Source organism: Enterococcus sp. 10F3_DIV0382 (assembly GCF_002140245.1).
GTDB lineage: Bacteria > Bacillota > Bacilli > Lactobacillales > Enterococcaceae > Enterococcus_B > Enterococcus_B lactis.
On the sequence record NZ_NGMF01000001.1, the window covers coordinates 702,800 to 721,640 of the forward strand.

Annotated in this window: 20 protein-coding genes; 14 read left to right on the forward strand and 6 right to left on the reverse strand. The window is 38.3% G+C overall.

Going from position 1 to position 18,841, the window contains the following annotated elements:
- Window positions 1-13: 13 nt before the first annotated feature.
- The 4 genes from A5849_RS03465 (at window position 14) to A5849_RS03480 (ending at window position 2,613) form a co-directional block, all read left to right on the forward strand.
- Complete coding sequence (locus A5849_RS03465) at window positions 14-682, forward strand: response regulator transcription factor (RefSeq protein WP_002345399.1); 669 nt, start codon at window positions 14-16, stop codon at window positions 680-682.
- Between the two features lie 2 nt (window positions 683-684).
- Window positions 685-1,728 carry a HAMP domain-containing sensor histidine kinase gene (locus tag A5849_RS03470; RefSeq protein WP_002316668.1) on the forward strand — a complete coding sequence of 348 codons (1,044 nt, stop codon included), beginning with the start codon at window positions 685-687 and terminating at the stop codon, window positions 1,726-1,728.
- A 361-nt stretch (window positions 1,729-2,089) separates the two neighbouring features.
- Window positions 2,090-2,284, forward strand: a complete 195-nt coding sequence (locus tag A5849_RS03475) for a hypothetical protein (RefSeq protein WP_002310761.1) — start codon at window positions 2,090-2,092, stop codon at window positions 2,282-2,284.
- A 35-nt stretch (window positions 2,285-2,319) separates the two neighbouring features.
- Window positions 2,320-2,613, forward strand: coding sequence for a hypothetical protein (locus tag A5849_RS03480; RefSeq protein WP_002345398.1), 294 nt, complete (start codon window positions 2,320-2,322; stop codon window positions 2,611-2,613).
- A 262-nt stretch (window positions 2,614-2,875) separates the two neighbouring features.
- Here A5849_RS03480 and A5849_RS03485 read toward each other — a convergent pair whose 3' ends face one another.
- Entirely contained in the window at window positions 2,876-3,757 is an 882-nt protein-coding gene (locus A5849_RS03485) for a LysR family transcriptional regulator (protein ID WP_002310764.1), read from the reverse strand.
- A 161-nt stretch (window positions 3,758-3,918) separates the two neighbouring features.
- Between A5849_RS03485 and A5849_RS03490 the strand changes: the two genes are divergently transcribed.
- From A5849_RS03490 to A5849_RS03535, 10 genes are all read left to right on the forward strand, one after another.
- On the forward strand, window positions 3,919-4,647 hold the full coding sequence (locus A5849_RS03490) for a DUF554 domain-containing protein (protein WP_002293223.1): 729 nt from the start codon (window positions 3,919-3,921) through the stop codon (window positions 4,645-4,647).
- 155 nt (window positions 4,648-4,802) lie between these two features.
- Window positions 4,803-5,120 carry a PadR family transcriptional regulator gene (locus A5849_RS03495; protein WP_002310766.1) on the forward strand — a complete coding sequence of 106 codons (318 nt, stop codon included), beginning with the start codon at window positions 4,803-4,805 and terminating at the stop codon, window positions 5,118-5,120.
- Complete coding sequence (locus A5849_RS03500; RefSeq protein ID WP_002310767.1) at window positions 5,113-5,721, forward strand: DUF1700 domain-containing protein; 609 nt, start codon at window positions 5,113-5,115, stop codon at window positions 5,719-5,721. The genes A5849_RS03495 and A5849_RS03500 overlap by 8 nt, the downstream gene beginning before the upstream one ends.
- A 14-nt stretch (window positions 5,722-5,735) precedes the next feature.
- Entirely contained in the window at window positions 5,736-6,566 is an 831-nt protein-coding gene (locus A5849_RS03505; protein WP_002310768.1) for a DUF4097 family beta strand repeat-containing protein, read from the forward strand.
- Between the two features lie 137 nt (window positions 6,567-6,703).
- Complete coding sequence (locus tag A5849_RS03510; protein ID WP_002345397.1) at window positions 6,704-7,192, forward strand: DUF5348 domain-containing protein; 489 nt, start codon at window positions 6,704-6,706, stop codon at window positions 7,190-7,192.
- A gap of 49 nt (window positions 7,193-7,241) precedes the next feature.
- On the forward strand, window positions 7,242-8,114 hold the full coding sequence (locus A5849_RS03515) for an SPFH domain-containing protein (RefSeq protein WP_002314059.1): 873 nt from the start codon (window positions 7,242-7,244) through the stop codon (window positions 8,112-8,114).
- A gap of 169 nt (window positions 8,115-8,283) precedes the next feature.
- Window positions 8,284-8,646, forward strand: coding sequence for a YxeA family protein (locus A5849_RS03520; RefSeq protein ID WP_002310770.1), 363 nt, complete (start codon window positions 8,284-8,286; stop codon window positions 8,644-8,646).
- An 8-nt stretch (window positions 8,647-8,654) separates the two neighbouring features.
- The gene (locus A5849_RS03525) at window positions 8,655-9,407 is read left to right on the forward strand and encodes an ABC transporter ATP-binding protein (protein ID WP_002314060.1); all 753 of its coding nucleotides are present in this window, start codon (window positions 8,655-8,657) and stop codon (window positions 9,405-9,407) included.
- Window positions 9,408-9,420: 13 nt separating this feature from the next.
- Window positions 9,421-11,223 carry an FtsX-like permease family protein gene (locus A5849_RS03530; protein WP_002316672.1) on the forward strand — a complete coding sequence of 601 codons (1,803 nt, stop codon included), beginning with the start codon at window positions 9,421-9,423 and terminating at the stop codon, window positions 11,221-11,223.
- 148 nt (window positions 11,224-11,371) lie between these two features.
- Complete coding sequence (locus A5849_RS03535; RefSeq protein ID WP_002314061.1) at window positions 11,372-12,421, forward strand: aldose epimerase family protein; 1,050 nt, start codon at window positions 11,372-11,374, stop codon at window positions 12,419-12,421.
- 47 nt (window positions 12,422-12,468) lie between these two features.
- On the opposite strand, the gene A5849_RS03540 is transcribed toward A5849_RS03535, so the two are convergent.
- The 5 genes from A5849_RS03540 to rbsR all read right to left on the reverse strand — a co-directional run bounded on the left by A5849_RS03540 (window position 12,469) and on the right by rbsR (window position 18,820).
- A complete protein-coding gene (locus tag A5849_RS03540; RefSeq protein ID WP_002345396.1) occupies window positions 12,469-14,625 on the reverse strand; it encodes a glucosaminidase domain-containing protein in 2,157 nt (718 codons plus the stop codon).
- Window positions 14,626-14,984: 359 nt separating this feature from the next.
- Window positions 14,985-16,358 (reverse strand): PTS transporter subunit EIIC, encoded by a 1,374-nt coding sequence (locus A5849_RS03545; RefSeq protein ID WP_002316674.1) that lies wholly within the window; start codon window positions 16,356-16,358, stop codon window positions 14,985-14,987.
- On the reverse strand, window positions 16,358-16,753 hold the full coding sequence (gene rbsD / locus A5849_RS03550; protein WP_002293242.1) for a D-ribose pyranase: 396 nt from the start codon (window positions 16,751-16,753) through the stop codon (window positions 16,358-16,360). Before rbsD ends, A5849_RS03545 begins: the two co-directional genes overlap by 1 nt.
- A gap of 21 nt (window positions 16,754-16,774) precedes the next feature.
- Window positions 16,775-17,698, reverse strand: coding sequence for a ribokinase (gene rbsK / locus A5849_RS03555; RefSeq protein ID WP_086309960.1), 924 nt, complete (start codon window positions 17,696-17,698; stop codon window positions 16,775-16,777).
- 108 nt (window positions 17,699-17,806) lie between these two features.
- Window positions 17,807-18,820 (reverse strand): ribose utilization transcriptional repressor RbsR, encoded by a 1,014-nt coding sequence (gene rbsR, locus A5849_RS03560; protein ID WP_002310778.1) that lies wholly within the window; start codon window positions 18,818-18,820, stop codon window positions 17,807-17,809.
- Window positions 18,821-18,841: the final 21 nt, after the last annotated feature.

The window sequence follows — 18,841 nt, forward strand, 5'->3', positions numbered from 1 at the left end:
CAGAGGGAGAACAATGAATCGTATTTTAATAGTAGAAGATGATCCGCAATTACAGTTGCTTTACCGTTCTGTGTTGGAACGAGCGGGCTTTTCAGTTATCACTGCACTGAATGGAGAGGATGCGCTGAAAAAACTAGAAGCGACACGTATAGAATTGATCATTACAGATATCATGATGCCGAAAATGGATGGCTATGACTTGCTAGACTCATTACGTAGCGCCAGATTTGACACACCTGTTCTAATGATTACGGCAAAGGCCGATTTTGAGGATAAGAAACGTGGGTTCAAATTAGGAGCAGATGATTATATGACAAAACCCATCGATGTCAATGAGATGATCCTACGTGTGGAAGCATTGCTTCGACGTTCAAAAATCAATTACAGTAGTAGCTTGATGATTGGACAAACAAAATTAGAGCTGGATACTTATACAGTGTTACAAGATCAGCATTCGTTGATTCTGCCTCAAAAAGAATTTCTGCTTCTGTATAAATTACTGTCTTATCCCAATAAGATCTTCACTCGCCAACAGTTGATGGATGACATTTGGGGATTAGATACGAATACAGAAGAACGAACGATCGATGTACATATCAAACGTTTAAGGACCCGTTTTGAACAGACGGAAGACTTTCAAATCATGACAGTACGGGGATTAGGCTATAAGGCGGTTATTTAAAGATGAAAAAAAAGCTATTTTCACAATTATGGATCTATTTTGCTAGTATCGTCTTCATTTCGATCTTAGTGACACTGCTGTGTTTTCTCGGTTTTATTTTCTTATTGTCTCGGCATTCTATCTCACCAGCTGAATCGGCTGGAAAACCAACGCTATACCCGTTATTCGTCTTTGCAGGGTTCAGTATGATCGTGGGTACAGGAATATCGATTTTTGTTGGGCGGCGTATTCTGCATCCAATCAGTGCACTAGGGACAAATATGAGTCTGGTAGCAACGGGAGATTTTTCGATTCGAATGGATGAGCATCAGAAAGTAGCAGAAGTACAGCAACTGTATAAAGATTTCAATGTTATGGTCCAAGAACTCAATAGTATCGAAACATTGAGGAATGATTTTGTGTCCAGTGTATCCCATGAATTCAAAACACCATTAGCAACGATCCAAGGATATGTACAATTGTTACAATCCCCAAATCTCTCTGACGAAGAACGCCAAATATTTTTATATCGGATTATCGAAAGTATCACGCAGCTTTCACAATTAACAGAGAACATCTTAAAATTGAACAAACTGGAAAACCAGCGTATCCAACTGGAAAAGAAAGAGTACCGATTAGATGAACAAATCCGAGAAGTAATCGTTTTTTTGCAGCCTAAATGGGAGAAAGAACAGCTAGAATTGGATATCGAACTTGCTGCAGTAAATTACACAGGCAATGAAGAGTTTTTGTACCAAGTGTGGTTGAATATCATGGATAACGCCATAAAGTACAATCAAGTCAATGGACAGATTCATATCAAACTATTTGAGACAGCCACAGAGATTGTACTGGAAGTGACCGATTCAGGTGTAGGAATGAATGAAGAGACCAGAGATCGAATGTTTGAAAAATTTTATCAAGGAGATACAAGCCGTCAAATTTCTGGGAATGGGCTAGGACTTTCACTGGTCAAAAAAATTCTAGAACTGCATGATGGACGTATTGATTATAGCAGTATCGAAGGAGTAGGAACGACAGCAATGATACGGTTAAGTAAACAATAGGAAAAAGAATAAAACCCCCTAAAATTCTATTGAAAGTTTTTAGGGGGGGTGTTTTTTAAAAAGTTATTTTATTTGTGTTTAACCCTTTATATTATGAATATTTTTTATATGATTAGTTATTTAACGTTTATGAATCTAAAACGTTTTTTTATTATTTACTTTTATTATTTATCAAATTAAATGCTATGATTTTCTTGTGAAAAGGAAAAAGGATGGCTGTTGAAGAAGAAAAAGGAAAAGTTAATGTGCTTATTTGCAATACGAATAATGAAGACGGGCAGGAACAATTTTGTGAAGAAGCTTTTTTATAAAGAATGGAAAAAATAGGAAATAAAAATAAAAAAACAATTAGGAGTCTTCCATGAAAAAATATTTTGTAGCTGGTTTGTCGTTTATTGTCTTTAGCTCGGTGGGTTTGCAAAATATGACTGTTTTTGCTGAAAGTCAAGTTATTAAAGAAGAAGGCACAGTTAAATCTGAAGATATCTCTCAAGAAGACATTGAAAAAATTGATAACGTCACAGCTAAAGATGTGGTTGAACATGCAAAAAATTAGGTTATAACCCAGAATTAATATGGACACGTCAGGAATTGCAAGAAGCCTATCAATCAATTCAGACAAGAGCTGGTGTAAATAGACTAATTACTATGAGTAATGATTTAAAATATTTGTATATGAGCAGTTTTACAGCAAAATTGGCTCTTTCTGGAGGGGCTTCAGCAGTTGCTGCATTGTTTCCTGGGATTGGCTTTTCAATAATTGCCACAGCGGTTACCATTATTATTGCAGAAAGAATTAATCTTGACAGAGGGATTATTGTTAGACTTTCTAGAAATAAAACAACAAATTTACTTGTTCCTACAGCAGTATGGCAACAGGGATGAGGGCTCAATCCATTTTATCAAGTGTGATTTTTGTGTTTGGTCTATTTTGGGCAGGAGTAGGTGATGGAGATTTTTCTTTAGACAATTTTTTTGTATTTAGTGGCTTGTTCTTACTGTTCTTTAGGCATAAAATCGCTGCTTTCTTATTGAAATACGAGAAATGATAGATGTGTCATTGAAACAAAGACATGATGCAAAAAAGAGAGCGAAAGTCATGAGTTGCTCTCTTTTTGGATGGATAGATAGACAGAAAATGAAGGGCTTAGTGTTCTTCTTGTCTCAAATACTCCCAAAATGTATCTGAAGCCAAAGAATGTTCACCGATTTTACGCGTAAATGCGAGATAACTTTCTTTTGTTGGAGAGATGGGGAGGATCACAGTATTTTCTTTTAACAGATTTCTGACTGTTTTTTCCATAACAATAGCAATCCCCATGTCATTTGCAATCATATTGATGATCAAGTCGATCCTAGATCCTTTATAAGAGATTCTCGGTTCAAATCCAGCTTCGCGACACAAGTTCAGCACAGGTTGATACAAGTTCGTAGTAGGGCCAAGAACCAAAAAATTTTCCTTTTTCAGTTCACTTAGATCCAATTTCTTTTTAGCAGCTAAAGGATGGGTTTTAGGCAGAACTGCTACAAAATCGTCTGTTTCAGTAGGTAGCCACTCAATCGAACTTGGTGGGGCCTGGAAGCTTCTGGCAAAGTGGATCGTATCACTATGTTCATTTGTATCGTCGTAAGTCAGTTCGATACTTTCCACTTCTTTCAACTGGACCGTAAATTCAGGATGGCGTTTCAAAAATTCGGTAATTTTGGAAAAGCCTTGGTAATTGATCATGGTTGGTATCGTTAAGATATTTAATGAAAGATTGTTTTCTTGCGTATAGGTTTCAAGCACTTCTTGCATGGCATGGTATTGTTCTACGACATTTTTTACATAAGGGAGCAACAAGCTTCCAGCTTCGGTCAACTCGATTTTTCTATGGGCACGTTCGAATAATTTGACGTCTAGTTCTGTTTCTAACGAAAGAATCTGTTTAGAAATGTTTCCTTGGGTGGTGAATTGTCGTTCAGCAGTTTTGGTGAAATTCATTGTTTCGGCTAAATCAAGAAAAACTTCAAATTTATGGATATCCATCATATTCCTCCTACTTATTCCAATAAAGAATACTTTAACACAAAAAATGAATTGGTGTAACCTACTCTGTCTGGTACAATCTTTCTTGCAATGAAAGCAATGATTGCAGAAAATTTTCTGTAATAATTTTCGCTTTATAGAGAAAGAGAGGAGTTTTTTTGATGCCAACTGGAGTTTTGATCAATGTAGGTTCCGTTTTGCTTGGCGGACTAATTGGCGGATTAGTAGGAAATAAATTAAGCGAACACTTTAAAGCGCAGCTGACGATGGTTTTTGGTGTGTGTTCGATGGGGATGGGGATCTATTCCATTGCGCCAATGAAAAATATGCCAGCTGTTATTTTCGCTTTGGTGATAGGAACAGCGATTGGACTGATTGTTCATTTAGGTAATGGGATAAACAAGGGTGCTGCGTTGATGCAAGTACCTATTTCTAAAATCTTCCCTAGCGAAAAGCTTGGTATGACCCACGATGAATTTATCAGCACGTTAGTGACGGTCATTGTTTTATTTTGTGCAAGTGGTACGGGGATTTATGGAAGCTTAGATTCTGGGATGACTGGAGACAGTACGATTTTGATTTCTAAATCTGTCCTTGATTTTTTCACAGCAGCAATTTTTGCATGTAATTTAGGATATGTCGTTTCTGTAGTAGCGATTCCCCAATTCATTATTTTTTATATCTTGTTCTTATTAGCAAAATTTATTTATCCATTGACTACACCAGATATGATCTTAGACTTTAAAGCTTGCGGTGGATTCTTGATGGTTGCTACCGGTTTTAGAATGATCAACGTGAAAATGTTCCCAGTAGCTGACATGATACCAGCGATGATCGTTATTATGCCACTAAGTTGGATGTGGACGAATTGGATTATGCCACTGTTATAATAATAATCAAAGAGAAGCCATTTTTTACTGACTAAAAGGTATCAAACCTTTTAGTCAGTTTTTTTGTATTTGACAAACTGATTTTGAAACTATATTATATGTTGTATAATATAGATTGGAATAAAATATTACACTTGAGAATAGAAGGTGACGTAATGCACATCCAGATTCCAACTGTTCTTCTTGATGGCACTGTGTTAGCAGCATTAAGCAAAGAAGATATGTATGGTTATGCCTTAACAAAAATCGTACAAGAAAGTCTCTCAGTCAGTGAATCTACACTGTATCCGGTTTTGAGAAGATTGAAAAAAGAAGGGTATCTTGAGACCTATGATGAACCTTTTGAAGGCAGGAACCGTCGATATTACTCGTTGACACCCATAGGAAGTCGTCATTTAGAAGAAATTATTGATGAATGGATTGTTTTTCGAGATTCTTTAGACCGGTTATTGGAGGAGAACACAAATGAATGATTATTTGAATGAAGTTGTGGATCATCTTCAAGAAATTCCTGAAGACGATCGTTTTGATTTGATCCAATATTATGAGGAATATTTTTTAGATTCCGGAAAAACATTAGATCAGGTCATTGATGAATATGGTACACCAAAGCAGTTTGCTTTAAAATTAAAAATCAGTTACTTTTCAGAAGAAGAACAAGCAGAAGATGAGTTAGTGAGAAGTCCAAAAAGACAAATACGTCTGATTTGGTTAATCATTATCGGTTTATTTGCTTCTCCTGTCCTCATTCCACTAGCATTGGGGTTTATATTGGTTATTGGGGGACTATTGATTGCTTTGCTGGCGCTCATTTTTAGTATCTATGTCCTATGTATCAGTATCTTAGGTATTGGCTTATTCATGATCATCTCAGGAATCAGTGTGTTTGGTCAATCGATTCTGAGTGGGTTGTTCTTTATCGGTGTCGGTCTGTTCGCCACGGGAAGCGCAGTATTTATTTCGCCACTGTTGCTGAAAGGAACAAAATGGCTTTTTTATGTCATGATGAACTTTGTTAAATGGATGGGGCGGCGTTTTATTACAAAAAGAGATCTGCATTCAGCGGGCGTTTGAAGGAGGACAGATAAATGAGATTAAAACATTTTTTGATTACCGGTATTATCCTGATGGTTACTGGCGGACTCCTAGCAGGTGCAACTTATACATTAGGCGCTCAAAAGAGTCTGACTTGGGATAATGGTCCTCGATTGATCAATATGGTGACGGAGACGAAAAAAATCAAAGAGGCAAACAAAATCGTCATCCATGCAGAACATCAAACAGTGTCAGTCATACGCGGATTGGATTTTGAGATAAAAACGACCTACGATAAGACAGAAAAGCCAGAAATAAAGGAGAAAAATGGTGTATTGACCGTGAATGCAGTCAAAAAATCAGAAGGTGCGATTATTGGTTTGGAAGACACCAGTGCACAAATCACTATTGTTGTCCCTACAGATCAGGAATTATCTGAATTGACGATTGAAGGGAATAATAGTGCGATTGACATCAATGAAGTATCAATCAAAAAAGTGAATACTACGACACACGATGGTTGGGTATCATTCAATGAACTTACGGGAGGAACAATAACGGCGAAAGATGAATTAGGTTCTCTTCGTTTAGATGAAGTCAAGGTGGATAACTTGACCGTCATAGGAGAAAGCAGCAATTTACATCTAGAAGACAGTTTGGTCAGTAAAGAAGGAAAAGTTACTCTAAACAGTAGTAATTTATCTTTGCATGAGATGGAAAACAGTGGCTATACTCTCCAAACATCTGGTGAATCTCATATTGAAAAAGACTACCAGCCAATAACAAATACGTTGTTAGAGCGAGGACAGAAACGGCTGAAGATTACTGCCAAAGACACTTCTATCAATATCATGACAGATCAAGAGGACAATGAAACAGATTGATTCTACAATCAACTGGATAGTTTAAGAAAAAACAGCAAAGATCGGAAGGATCTTTGCTGTTTTTCATCGCTTAACACACATAACTATAGTAAAATAAGTAAGAACATATCTATAAAGAAAACAGGGTGAAAAAGTATATGAAGGCAGAAGAAGGTCAAAGAGAAAAGTTAAAAACAGAAATGGAAAGATTACATACTTATATCACTCAACTAAGTCAAACCTTCTATGATCCAGATAAAGAAAAAGTGATGGTCAACTATCCGAACAATTCAGAAGGTCGTCAATTAGAGCAAGTATACCATGAAGTTTTCAAATATTTATTGACGGTGAAGAAAGAACTGGACTATTATTCTTTACCGATTATCGATACAGGAATATTGAAGTATGATGGGGAGAAGGAACGATTTATCTTTAAATCTGTTCGGGAAGATTTGCCTCTTTCAGCAGGGATGGATCTAGAAATCTTGGTAGAAGACTATTTTACAGAAGAAAAACACTGGGTTCGAACAAGATTGGATTATTTGCCGCAAGCAGCCGGAGGAACACAGGCAAGCGGTTGGTACATCACTGAAGACAAAGATTTGGAACTAGAAGGTGCAATGGCGCGAATTCGAAAAAAGGATTAAAAAGCAACACTATATATTTATTGAAGGATAAAGGAGCGCAGAAAGTAGAATGAGAGAAAAAAGAGCAATTTATATCAATGGTTATGCAGGAATCGTCGGTTTGGTCGTATTAGCTTTAGTTGGTTTATTTTTCTTCTATTTAGGCATGTGGCAAGCGAAAGTTTGGGCACTATTTTTAAGTATTTTTCTTTGGTTGATCGCGTTACTGTTGCTAAGTTCGGCAACTGTAGTCAGTCCTAATCAAGCAAAAGTGATTTTGTTTTTTGGACAATATTTAGGTACGATCCGGGAAAATGGCTTTTTCCTTACGATCCCTTTGGCACAAAAAATGACTGTTTCGTTGAAAGTTCGGAATTTCAACAGTTCTGTTTTAAAAGTCAATGATTTAGACGGAAACCCCATCGAAATCTCAGCGGTAGTCGTGTTTAAAGTCATTGATACAGCAAAGGCATTATTCGATGTAGCGTATTATCAAGATTTTGTAGAAATCCAAAGTGAGACGGCCATCCGGCATATCGCTAGCCAATATCCGTATGATACCTTCAATGATGATGATTTAACGCTTCGAGGAAACACTACGGCAGTGTCTGACGAGTTGAAAAAGGAGTTGCAAGAGCGTTTAGCAGTAGCAGGTGTCGAAGTAATCGAAACACGTTTGAACCATTTAGCCTATGCAACAGAAATCGCCAGCGCCATGCTGCAACGTCAACAAGCAAGAGCTATTTTGTCTGCTCGACAAACCATTGTTGAAGGAGCTGTCACGATCACTCAAATGGCTTTGGAGCAAATCGAAGAAGGACAAGAAATTAATTTCACCGATGACCGGAAAGTCCAATTAATCAATAATTTACTTGTCTCAATCATTACAGACAAAGGAACGCAACCCGTTATCAATACAGGCGACATGAAAGAACGTAAGTGACATACTTTTTGTAAAATAGGAAGAAGGAGTTTAGGACGATTGTCTTAAACTCTTTTTTAGTTGTTTAAAGAAAATGACAAAATTGAAAGAAGAATGATAGATGATTCGAAGGCAGAATTGTTCGTTTTTTTCTATAATCAATATATAAAGTAAGAGAGAAGGGAAAAAAGTGAAAAAACTTCTGATCGGACTACTTGTTTTCATCGTTGTGGCACTTGCAGGGGTGAAAATCGCAGATTACGTAGTGATGGGCGGAGAAGAATACTATGTACAGATTACGACAGATGGTGCAAAAACAGTATCCAAAGCAGACTCTGGACAAGAAACAGTCAACTATAGATATATCCTGCCTGGTTATACAAAAGAGGGTAAGGAAAAAGAACTAGATTTCAATGGGCAATTAACTCGACCGCTTCGTAAAGGAGCATATTTAAAAATCACTTGGAATAAAAAGAAAGGTGTCACTTCATATGAAGAAGTCGAAAAAAAAGATGTGCCGAAAACAGCACTAGAAAAACTAATTAAAGGGTAGGGAAAGAAATGAACAAAATAGTCGAAGTACAGAATGTAACAAAAGTATACGGGAAAAACAATGAGAAAAAGACGCAAGCATTAAGCGGCATCAGCTTCGATGTAGAAAAAGGTGAATTTATTGGCATCATGGGGGCTTCCGGTTCAGGTAAATCAACACTTTTGAATATTTTATCCACATTAGACAAACCAACAAATGGACATATCCGAATCAATCAAAAAGATGTGACGACATTAAAAGGAAATCAACTAGCAGATTTTCGTGCGAATGAAATCGGCTTTATTTTCCAAGATTTCAATTTATTAGAAAGTTTGACAGCACAAGAAAATATCGCTGTTCCTCTTTCTTTACAAGGTGTCAGACCAAAAGAAATCAAGCAACGTGTCCAAAAAATTGCAGAACGTTTATCGATTGCTCATATTTTGGAAAGCTATCCTTCTGAGATTTCCGGTGGACAAAAACAACGGGTCGCTGCCGCACGTGCGTTGATCACCCAACCAACGATTTTATTAGGCGATGAGCCTACAGGTGCGCTGGATTCTAAAAGTGCCCGTGATCTTTTAGATACGATGGACGAATTGAATACAAAAGATCATGTATCGATTCTTCTAGTGACACATGATCCGTTTTCTGCAAGTTATTGCCAACGTATTTTATTCATCAAGGATGGCGGTATCCATCAAGAAGTGAAACGTGGAGATCAAAGCCGGGATTCCTTCTATCGGGAAATACTATCTATTCTTGGAAACTTGGAACAGTAGGGGGAGATTGACTATGCTTTGGAAATTATCACTTACTGGGATCAAGAGCCGTTTAAGAGATTACTTGGTATTATTCTCAGGATTAGTTATGGCATCTGCTATTTTTTACATGTTTGAATCAATGGCGAGCAACGAAGCCTTTTTGAAAAGTAATACGATCGTTGCAGCTACAGTTATCATTTTCCGACTAGGTTCTGTTTTACTAGGGATCATTACCTTCGTTTATATTTTGTATGCGAATTCCTTTTTGATGACGATGCGGCAAAAAGATTATGCCATGTTTATGATGCTAGGAGCAAAAGGCAGAAAAATCGCACAGATGATTTTTTCTGAAACATTCGTAGTAGGGATCGCGGCTACTTTAGTGGGTTCAGCTGTCGGTGTAGGATTGACAAGTATTGTCCACCAATTATTAGTGGATCAGTTAGATATCAATATTTCGCATTTTACACCTTTTAGCATTCATGGGTTGTTGATCACCGTTTTGTTTTTTGCTATTTTGTTTTTATTAGCAGCTATTGTTAATGCTTTTTCGATTGTCAAAAAACCGATTTTAGCATTGATTCGTGCGGATCAGACACCAACAAGAATCAAGCAGCATAAATTCTTGTTCTTCCTTGAAGTAGTACTTGGGATTGCTTTTCTAGGCTGCGGTTATTATATGATGAAGCACGTGAAGACCTATCAAGTTTTTGGTATGGGAGTAGCTCTAGTCACGATCGTGTTAGGAACTTATTTCATTTTCCACTCTGTGATCATTTTCTTCTTATCATTACTAAAGAAATCAGAACAGATTTCATTGAAAAAATTGAACAATTTCACATTGTCACAGTTAAGTTTTCGTATTCGTGAATATACACAAATGCTCTCCATGGTTGCTATGCTGTTTGCTTTAGCACTTGGTGCTTTGACAGTAGGTCTAGGATTTAGAAATGAAATTTCGGAAATGACGGAAAATGCTGCTGGTTATGACCTAGTGATGAATAATCCTCGGGCAGAAGATCAGCAAAAAATCAAAGAACTATCACCAACACTTTCTGCTTCTTATACTCAAAAAGAAGATGCGGGAACGATTTACTATAATGCAAGTGAATTTGTGGCTCAACCATTGATTATGATAAAATATGAAGATGGAACACCGCCAAAAATCACGAAAGAAAAAGTTCCTGCTGAAAAAATGAATGAACTGACTGTACAAGATGAGCTTCGTGGCTATGAATTGCCTGAGCAACAAGAAAAAGAAATCAAGGTAGTCAGTCAATCGGAATTTGATCAACTGAGCTTGCCACAATCCACTTTACAGCTAGTTCAGGTCAAAGACTTCCAAGCAAACTTGGAACCAATCAAAGCACTTGCTACACAAAATAAAACGAACAATCCATCTTTGCAAAAAGTAGAGTACAGTAACCAGAAGTATGAAATGTATGAAGGATATAATAGTCTATTCTCTGGTTTTGAATTTATGGGATTCTTCTTAGGTTTAGCTTTCTTGACTATGCTTGCTAGCTGTTTGATGTTCAAGATCTTGTCAGGAAGCAAGAGTGACATCGCTCGTTATGAAATGCTTGAAAAGATAGGAACACGACGCGGATTGCTTAAACAATCGATCCGTAGAGAAGTAGGTGTGTTATTCTTAGCACCAGGAATCTTAGGTGTAGTCCATGTCTTATTCGGATTACAAATGTTTGGTCTATTCATGCAAAATCCATACAAAGATATTTGGGTGCCATTTACGATCTTCTTCGTATTGTATTTCATCTACTATGTACTGACGACATGGTTGTATACTGGAATCGTATTGAAAAAGAGGTTGTGACAATATTTTTGTCGCAACCTTTTTTTTCTCGGTCTTTTATTAGAATATAGTAAATTTTTTCTCGTTACTCACGGAATAAGCTGTTAAGAAAACGGTTTCCATGTATACTGGAATCAGTACAAATGAAAGAAAAGAGGGTGCAAGGAACATGGAAATCAATGAACAAAATTTTGGCGGAAACTATCACTTGATTACGATCACGAATCAAAATGGGACATCTTTGTCTGTCAGTGATCTAGGTGCACGAGTCGTCCATTTTCAAACAATGATCGATAATGAAAAACGAGAGTTGGTTCTAGGCTTTGATGAAGCAAAAGAATATCTGGAAAAAGACCCTTATATTGGAGCTTCAATCGGACGTATGGCTGGACGGATCACGGATGGCACATTCAAATTAGATGATGAAACATTCAAAGTAAAAACAGATCCAGATACTGGACATTGTTTACATGGCGGTGCACCTAGCTTTGAAGCCAAGCAGTGGCATTATACAGTTATTAATGGTGAAAACGAATCCTCGGTCATTTTCTATCAGACTAGTCCAGACATGGAAAATGGATTTCCTGGCACGTTAGACGTAGAAGTACGGTATACACTGACGAATGATGATACATGGCGAGTGACAGTCCAAGGGATCAGTGACCGGAAAACGGTATTCAATCCGACAAATCATGTTTATTTCAATTTAACTGGTGATCCAGCACAGCCAATCGACGAACATACGCTTTGGTTGAACAGCCGATTATTCGCTACGCTCAATAAAGATACGACGCCTACAGGAGAAGTGGTTTCAGTAAGCGGTACAGCATTTGACTTTCAACATCCTAAAAAATTAGGTGAGGTATTCGCCAGTGATTTTCGCCAATCAATGATGGTAGGCGGTATCGATCATCCATTTTTATTGAAAAAACAACCCGATCTGCTAAAGGCAGCGGAATTGACGAGCCCTGATGAAAAAGTATCAATCCAAGTAAAAACGGATGCTTCGGGAATCGTGATTTTTACCGCAAATTTTGGAGAAGATGGGCCAAAAATGCGTGGGAAGAAATTAGTAAATCATGGCGGTATCACATTTGAGACTCAAGAATTGCCAGGTGCGGAGCGGCTTGAAAGCTTTGGAGATGTCACTCTGGAACCTAACCAAGTACGCGAATTTGTAACGGAATACAAAATAAATAAATATAAAGAAATAGAGTAAATTAAAAAAGGGAATGTGACACTGTCACACGCCCTTTTTTATTTATTCTATTTCTTTAAAGGCAGATCAAGCCAGAATGATTTGTCTAAACTTAACAAAGTTAGTACCGGAACAGTTGCAGCTTTAACTGTACGAGTAGTTGTTTCTGGTATCTGTCTTGCCGTGAAAGTGTTCCACAAATCCCAGATTGAAGCGACACGGAAGATGGAAGCAGCATTGTTGACGCGTTTTATCGTTGAAAATTCTAATCCTGTGATTGGCACGCCATCTGTTGTCCATTTGATTGGCACATCGAATCGCTTAGACATATGGAGGATTTCAGTGCTTGCTTCTTCAGTTGTTGCTGCTTCTTTTTTCGGTTCGTCATATTTTGTCAGGTCGTACGCTTCGATGATCGCGTTCAATTTTTGTGAATATTGGCGATCTGTAGCATAACGTCCTTCCAAATATTTGGTTGCTTCTTTGTAGTCTTTTGTTTCCGACTTCCAAGTTGGTTTGTAGAAGACAGGATTGCCAGTCAGTCCATTTTTGATCAAGTCGGCATAGTCTTCCAAACTTTCCTTGTAAGAAGGATACTTACGGAATTGGGCGCGGATTTGGTAGCTTTGTCCCGAACTATCTTGTTCAAGTGTATTGAAGGTCACGCTGCTTCCTTTATACGATCCTTTGATACCAAAAAGGTTATGATTTGGTTCGCTTGATAATAAGCTGTTTCCAGATCCACTTTCAAGGATAGCTTGAGCCATCATGACTGATGCGTAGATTCCTTCTTTTTGGCCGATTTCCTGTGCATCATCTGCAATCTTTTTCAGGAACTGATCAGTTGTTTGGTTTTGACTGAAATGGAACGAGCCATCTAATCCATCTAAAATAGATGAGCCGCCTGTCAGCGAACCTGAAGCAGCAGGTAAACCTGCTAAGTTTACTCGGACAGCAAAATCAGGCGTGAAATCTGAAATAGAAGTTACTCGAACTTTATCTCCTGGTTGGGGCGCATGGATAAATTGTCCGTTACCAATATAGATACCTACATGGTGAGTAACACCGGAAGAAGGTCCCCAGAAGACGAGATCGCCAGGTTGGGCCTGACTTACTGGAATCTGCGTACCTGCATATTGCTGTTCGCCTGTCCAGCCACCGATATAATGACCGGTTGCTTTCATATATACGTAATAAGTCAAACCAGAACAGTCAAAAGTATTTGGACCTTTTGCTCCCCATACGTATGGTTTTCCAAGATGCTTGAATGCTTCTCGAACGATTGCTTGTTGGACATTCGTTGCATTTGTAGGCAATACAGCATCAATTGGTGATTTTACAACAAAATCAGAAGAAGCAGAAGATGGATTCTCTATACTGCTTTGATTTGCTGTATTTGGACGAGACGAAGCATTGTTTGTTCCGCCATTCGATGAACCATTGTTTGGATGGTTTGGTTCTCTCTGAGTATTTCCATTGTTATTCGATCCAGATGGGTTTGTTTGATTCGAAGAATTCCCGCTGTTCGAATTATTGTTATTATTGTTTGAATTATTTGAACCATTATTATTGTTGTTATTGTTGCTATTGTTGTTATTACCCTCATCTGGTTTATTTGGCGTTTCCGGATCTGGTGTACTAGGGACTTCTTCACTAGGATCAGTTGGTTCCTCTGTTGAAGTATCCGGTACAGGTTCAAATTCTGCAGTAATAGATAAATTGTTCGTACCTACTGTAAAAGTCTTTGCCTCATAGTTCACTTCTTTAGCACCATTCACAGCGACTGAAGCAATTTGTTCACCTTCAGCTGGCGTAATAGTGTAAGTCACCTTCATTCCTGCTGATAAACCTTCTACCGTTCCGCTTTCTGTGATATTCAAAGGTTGCTGTTCAGCGGTATCCTCTGACGAAGCAGTTAGTTGGATCTTCCCAATCAAAGAAGGAGCAATCGTAAGGGTATATGTCTCGGCTGGCTTTTCATTTTCTGATGGATCAGCCGGATCAGTTGGTTCGGTCGATTCTGTTGATGAGTCAGTTGTTCCGGTTGTGCCTTCTGCAGAAGAATCCGTTGTTTCGCTAGTAGCTGAGCTGGAAGTAGATGTACCTGTTGTGACTGTTTGATCGGTTGTTTGATTATCTACAGCAAATACGGCATTAGTCGACAAAACAGTAGGAGCAATCAGCCAAGTAGCAGCTAGCAAACGCATCGTTTTTTTGTTTTTCATAATAAACTAGTCCTTTTCCTTTCATTGATTTTCTGTTTTATTCAGCATTCATAAGTTATTCGTTTGAACAGATAATCGTGTCGAAAAGCTTTTTCTTTCCATGAATCTGCTTGAGTATTCTAAATAAAACAAGTTGTAAAAAAGCAACGAGCAGTCATTCGTTGTGGTTTGATGTTCATTTTATTGCATAAACCATCTTTGTTTGGGGATAAACAAGTGGGGATAAAAATGGTCATGCATATGTAAATTATACCAAAGATTGGAGAGTATCACAAAAAATTTATAAAAATAACGATCCTAAAAAAGAAAAAAACTGAAATATGTGATAAGCATCTCATACTTCAGTCTTTTTTCGTTCATTATTCGTAAGACATCAGGTCTTCATCAAACCCGCTAACAAGGGTGGTGATCATTGCTACGACTAGACTAACAGCCAATCCTGCTAAGTACCAGAAAAAAGTACCGGAAATAAAGGCTGGCAATGTGGTCAGACTACCAAATACAAAAGCGATCGCTTTCACTTGAGCAAATCCCATAACAGCTCCACCAGCAGCTGCACCGATGCAAGCAGCAACAAATGGTTTTTTCAATGGAATCGCGATTCCGTAAACAGTAGGCTCGGTCACTCCCGCAAGTAAAATCGAAGCGAAAGCAGAACCGGAGATCGAACGTGTTTTTGAACGTTTACTTCGTAGGAATACCCCTAAAGCTGCACCAGCCATTCCAAAATTAGCTGCTCCTGTCAACGGAACGATACGGTCGAACCCATAAGCTGAGATATTGCTGATCATGACAGGATTTACAGCCCATTGGATACCAAATATCACCAAAATGTTCCAGCCTCCAGCGATGATTGCTCCACTGATCGGACCGTTAATATCCATCATCCAAGTAATTGCTGCAGCTAAGCCTTCACCAAGATAAACACCGGCAGGTCCGAAGACCATTAATGTCAAAGGAACCGTGATGACTAATGAAAGTAAAGGTACAAATACTAATTGCATGTTTTCGCGAATATATTTTTTAAGGAATCTTTCGACAAAAGAATAAAAGAAAATACCTAAAATCGCCGGCATGACAGTAGACGTGTACTGCATCAGTACTACAGGGATCCCCAGAAAATCAGTAGCTGCTTTTCCACTATCTGAAAGTAAAGAGGTCAAATTTGGCTCAATCAGCGCTGCAGCAATGACAGCCGCGATATATCCATTCACTTTAAACGTTTTGGCGGCAGAAAAAGCGAGAAAGATGGGCAGAAAATAAAAGACAGCATTCGACGCGGCAGACAAAATATGATAAGTCCCGCTCGTTTCACTAAGCCAGCCAATCGTAGTCGCTAAAACAACCAGACCTTTTAATATACCAGAACCGGCAAATAGGGGAATGATTGGCGTAAAGATTTCCGATATCAAACCAAATAGTTTTTCGATCGGATTTAACTTTTCTTTCGGAGCTGAATGATCGATTTGACGTGTCAATTCCTTATAAGCAGGGGCCAATCCCTGATCCATAATTACTTCTGCATATCTATCGAGTAAAATGAAATATTTGATAGAAGGGATTTGCTGCTTTAATTTTTCTACATTTGCTGCTGGCTGTTTTTGTAATTTGATACGAAGCCGAGTCGCACATGGGAGGACAGAATCAATATTGTCTTTTCCCCCTAACTGATCAATCAGCAGATGAATCTGTTCGGACAGTACCATCTGTTCAGGATTCATTGTCGTTTCCATTAGAAGACCACTCCACTCACTAAGATAATATTGGCATAAGGTGTCATCTCGCCTGTACGAATAAATGCATGGCAGTTATTCAAGTCTTTTTTCATTTCTTCATGTGGGATAAAGCTAATCGGTGTATCTGGTAACAGTAATTTGATTTTTTCCAATATTTCCGGATTCATTGTCTTTATTTCTTCCGCCAATTCAATGGATTGTACTTCAAGTTCTTCTAAAACGTTTTCTAAAACAGATAAAAAACTTGGAAGTCCATTTGAAACAGCTAAATCTATTTTTTCAGTACCAAAGGGAACAGGCATGCCTGCGTCCCCGATACTTAATTTGTCAAAGTGTCCCATTTGCGCGATTACTCGTGAAATATCTGAATTGATTACTTTTCCTTTTTTCATGTTTGTTTCTTCCTCTCGTTGTTAATTTATGACTGCTGATTGTTCTAAAGCTTCACGGTAAGGGATAGAAGGTTGCGCACCATAAGACTGTACGGCAATAGAAGAGGCTAGATTTCCATAAAGGATCGCTTCTTTCAAATTACCAAGATCTGGCTGAAGTGTGCTACTCAATGCCCCAATAAATGTATCACCTGCGGCTGTCGTATCGATAGCATCTACTTTAAAAGCAGGGACGATACCTTGTTCTTTTTCTGTGTGGTAGAAAGCACCGGTACTACCCAATGTAATGATTACTGTTCCGATGCCTAATTCATGCATTTTTTCAGCTGCTGCGACCAAACTGTCATGGTCTGTAACTCTGATTCCTGTAATAATTTCTGTTTCTGTCTCATTTGGTATAATGATATCTGTCTTTTCGAGTAGTTCAGTAGGAATGGTTTCTCTAGCTGGTGCAGGATTCAGGATCGTTGTTTTTCCTGCGTCTTTTGCAATAGAAAAAGCTAGGATCGTCGCATCTAAACTACTTTCGAATTGAGCAATAATAAAGTCACTGTTTGTAATCAATTCTTTGTTCTTTCGAACTTCTCGTTCATGGAAAGCATTATTTGCGCCTGCATGAATCAAGATACTGTTTTCTCCTGCTGCGTCCACCATAATCATTGCTTGTCCGGTTGCGGCGCCCTCAATTTCAGCAATTCCAGATGTATCGATATTTTCTTTCGTCAGTAGATCCAACAATTGCTGTCCTTCACTGTCAGTTCCAACACCTCCAATAAAAGATGTTCGTGCGCCTGAACGTTTGGCTGCCACTGCTTGGTTGGCGCCTTTGCCTCCGCCAGCGTGAAAAATCTCATGTGCATGCATCGTTTCTCCTGGTTTTGGCATTTTGGTTAAACGAAGGGTAGTGTCCATATTAATACTTCCAATTACTGTAACCGTGTTCATTTCACAAACCTCCAACTATCTCATTCATTTTGATGGAAAGAATTATTTTTTAAAACGTTTTAGTAAAACGTTTTAATAGTTCGATAAAAATATAGCACACCTTGAAAGCTATTTCAAGGGTGCAGTCGAAAATCTTTTTTCTAGTCGTACAGGTAGCCGTTTTTCTTCCCACTCTTTTTCTGGGAATTGGATTCGATCTAACAATAATTGGGCAGATGTTTGCCCCAATTCGAAGATTGGTTGTGCGATCGTCGTCAGTTTTGGCTTGATATATTCGCACATGTCTATATTATCATAGCCAATAATGCTATAGTCTTCTGGGATGCTTTTTCCAGCTTCCTCTAATCCGCGATATAATCCAAAAGCTAATTCATCATTTAAAGCAAACACACCAGTTGCAGCAGAATCAAGAAGTTTGGCTGTGATTTGGTAGCCGCCTTGTTTTGAGAACTGTGTAGGCAAGAGGATCAGACGGTCGTGAGGGATTTGGTAAACATCAAGAGCAGATTTAAACCCATCAATTCGAGCGTGGACATTTTCTGGCAGATTTTCAGGATAGATAAGGGCGATCGTTTGATGTCCTAGACTAAGCAGGTGCATACCTGCCAGATAACCACCGCGAAAATCGTCTGTTCGTACGGCATCACTAAATCCTTCAGATTTTTTTTGATCCAAAACAATGAAGGGCCGGCCTTGTTTTTTCAAATTTTCGTTGATTGCATCTGTAGAGACAGCAGAAGTCGCGATAATGAATCCATCCACACCTCGACGTGTGAGTTCGGCTAGGTACTCGATTTCTTTTTGATGATCAGAATCAGCATTACATAATATCGTGACGAAGTTCTGATTGTACAAGATATCTTCAATTCCTCGCATCAATGTACTGAAGAATGGATTCGTGATATCAGGAACGAGTACGCCAATCGTTTTCGTTTCCTTGGTAATCATTTGTCTAGCAAAATAATCAGGTTGATAACCTAATTCTTCTTTAGCAGCTAAAACTTTCTGAACGGTTTTCGGACTGAATTTCTCCGTATTTCCATTTAATATCAAGGAGACAGTTGTGATTGAAACGCCGGAAAGTTTAGCGACTTCTTTGATTGTGATCTTTTTTTTCACCATGTTCATACTCCTATCTAAATC

Excerpts from the sequence above, each read along its gene's own strand:
- A5849_RS03465 (WP_002345399.1), top strand. The coding sequence starts at position 14 with ATGAATCGTATTTTAATAGTAGAAGATGATCCGCAATTACAGTTGCTT.
- A5849_RS03470 (WP_002316668.1), top strand. The coding sequence starts at position 685 with ATGAAAAAAAAGCTATTTTCACAATTATGGATCTATTTTGCTAGTATC.
- A5849_RS03475 (WP_002310761.1), top strand. The coding sequence starts at position 2,090 with ATGAAAAAATATTTTGTAGCTGGTTTGTCGTTTATTGTCTTTAGCTCG.
- A5849_RS03485 (WP_002310764.1), bottom strand. The coding sequence starts at position 3,757 with ATGGATATCCATAAATTTGAAGTTTTTCTTGATTTAGCCGAAACAATG.
- A5849_RS03490 (WP_002293223.1), top strand. The coding sequence starts at position 3,919 with ATGCCAACTGGAGTTTTGATCAATGTAGGTTCCGTTTTGCTTGGCGGA.
- A5849_RS03495 (WP_002310766.1), top strand. The coding sequence starts at position 4,803 with ATGCACATCCAGATTCCAACTGTTCTTCTTGATGGCACTGTGTTAGCA.
- A5849_RS03500 (WP_002310767.1), top strand. The coding sequence starts at position 5,113 with ATGAATGATTATTTGAATGAAGTTGTGGATCATCTTCAAGAAATTCCT.
- A5849_RS03505 (WP_002310768.1), top strand. The coding sequence starts at position 5,736 with ATGAGATTAAAACATTTTTTGATTACCGGTATTATCCTGATGGTTACT.
- A5849_RS03510 (WP_002345397.1), top strand. The coding sequence starts at position 6,704 with ATGAAGGCAGAAGAAGGTCAAAGAGAAAAGTTAAAAACAGAAATGGAA.
- A5849_RS03515 (WP_002314059.1), top strand. The coding sequence starts at position 7,242 with ATGAGAGAAAAAAGAGCAATTTATATCAATGGTTATGCAGGAATCGTC.
- A5849_RS03525 (WP_002314060.1), top strand. The coding sequence starts at position 8,655 with ATGAACAAAATAGTCGAAGTACAGAATGTAACAAAAGTATACGGGAAA.
- A5849_RS03530 (WP_002316672.1), top strand. The coding sequence starts at position 9,421 with ATGCTTTGGAAATTATCACTTACTGGGATCAAGAGCCGTTTAAGAGAT.
- A5849_RS03535 (WP_002314061.1), top strand. The coding sequence starts at position 11,372 with ATGGAAATCAATGAACAAAATTTTGGCGGAAACTATCACTTGATTACG.
- A5849_RS03540 (WP_002345396.1), bottom strand. The coding sequence starts at position 14,625 with ATGAAAAACAAAAAAACGATGCGTTTGCTAGCTGCTACTTGGCTGATT.
- A5849_RS03545 (WP_002316674.1), bottom strand. The coding sequence starts at position 16,358 with ATGGAAACGACAATGAATCCTGAACAGATGGTACTGTCCGAACAGATT.
- rbsD (WP_002293242.1), bottom strand. The coding sequence starts at position 16,753 with ATGAAAAAAGGAAAAGTAATCAATTCAGATATTTCACGAGTAATCGCG.
- rbsK (WP_086309960.1), bottom strand. The coding sequence starts at position 17,698 with ATGAACACGGTTACAGTAATTGGAAGTATTAATATGGACACTACCCTT.
- rbsR (WP_002310778.1), bottom strand. The coding sequence starts at position 18,820 with ATGGTGAAAAAAAAGATCACAATCAAAGAAGTCGCTAAACTTTCCGGC.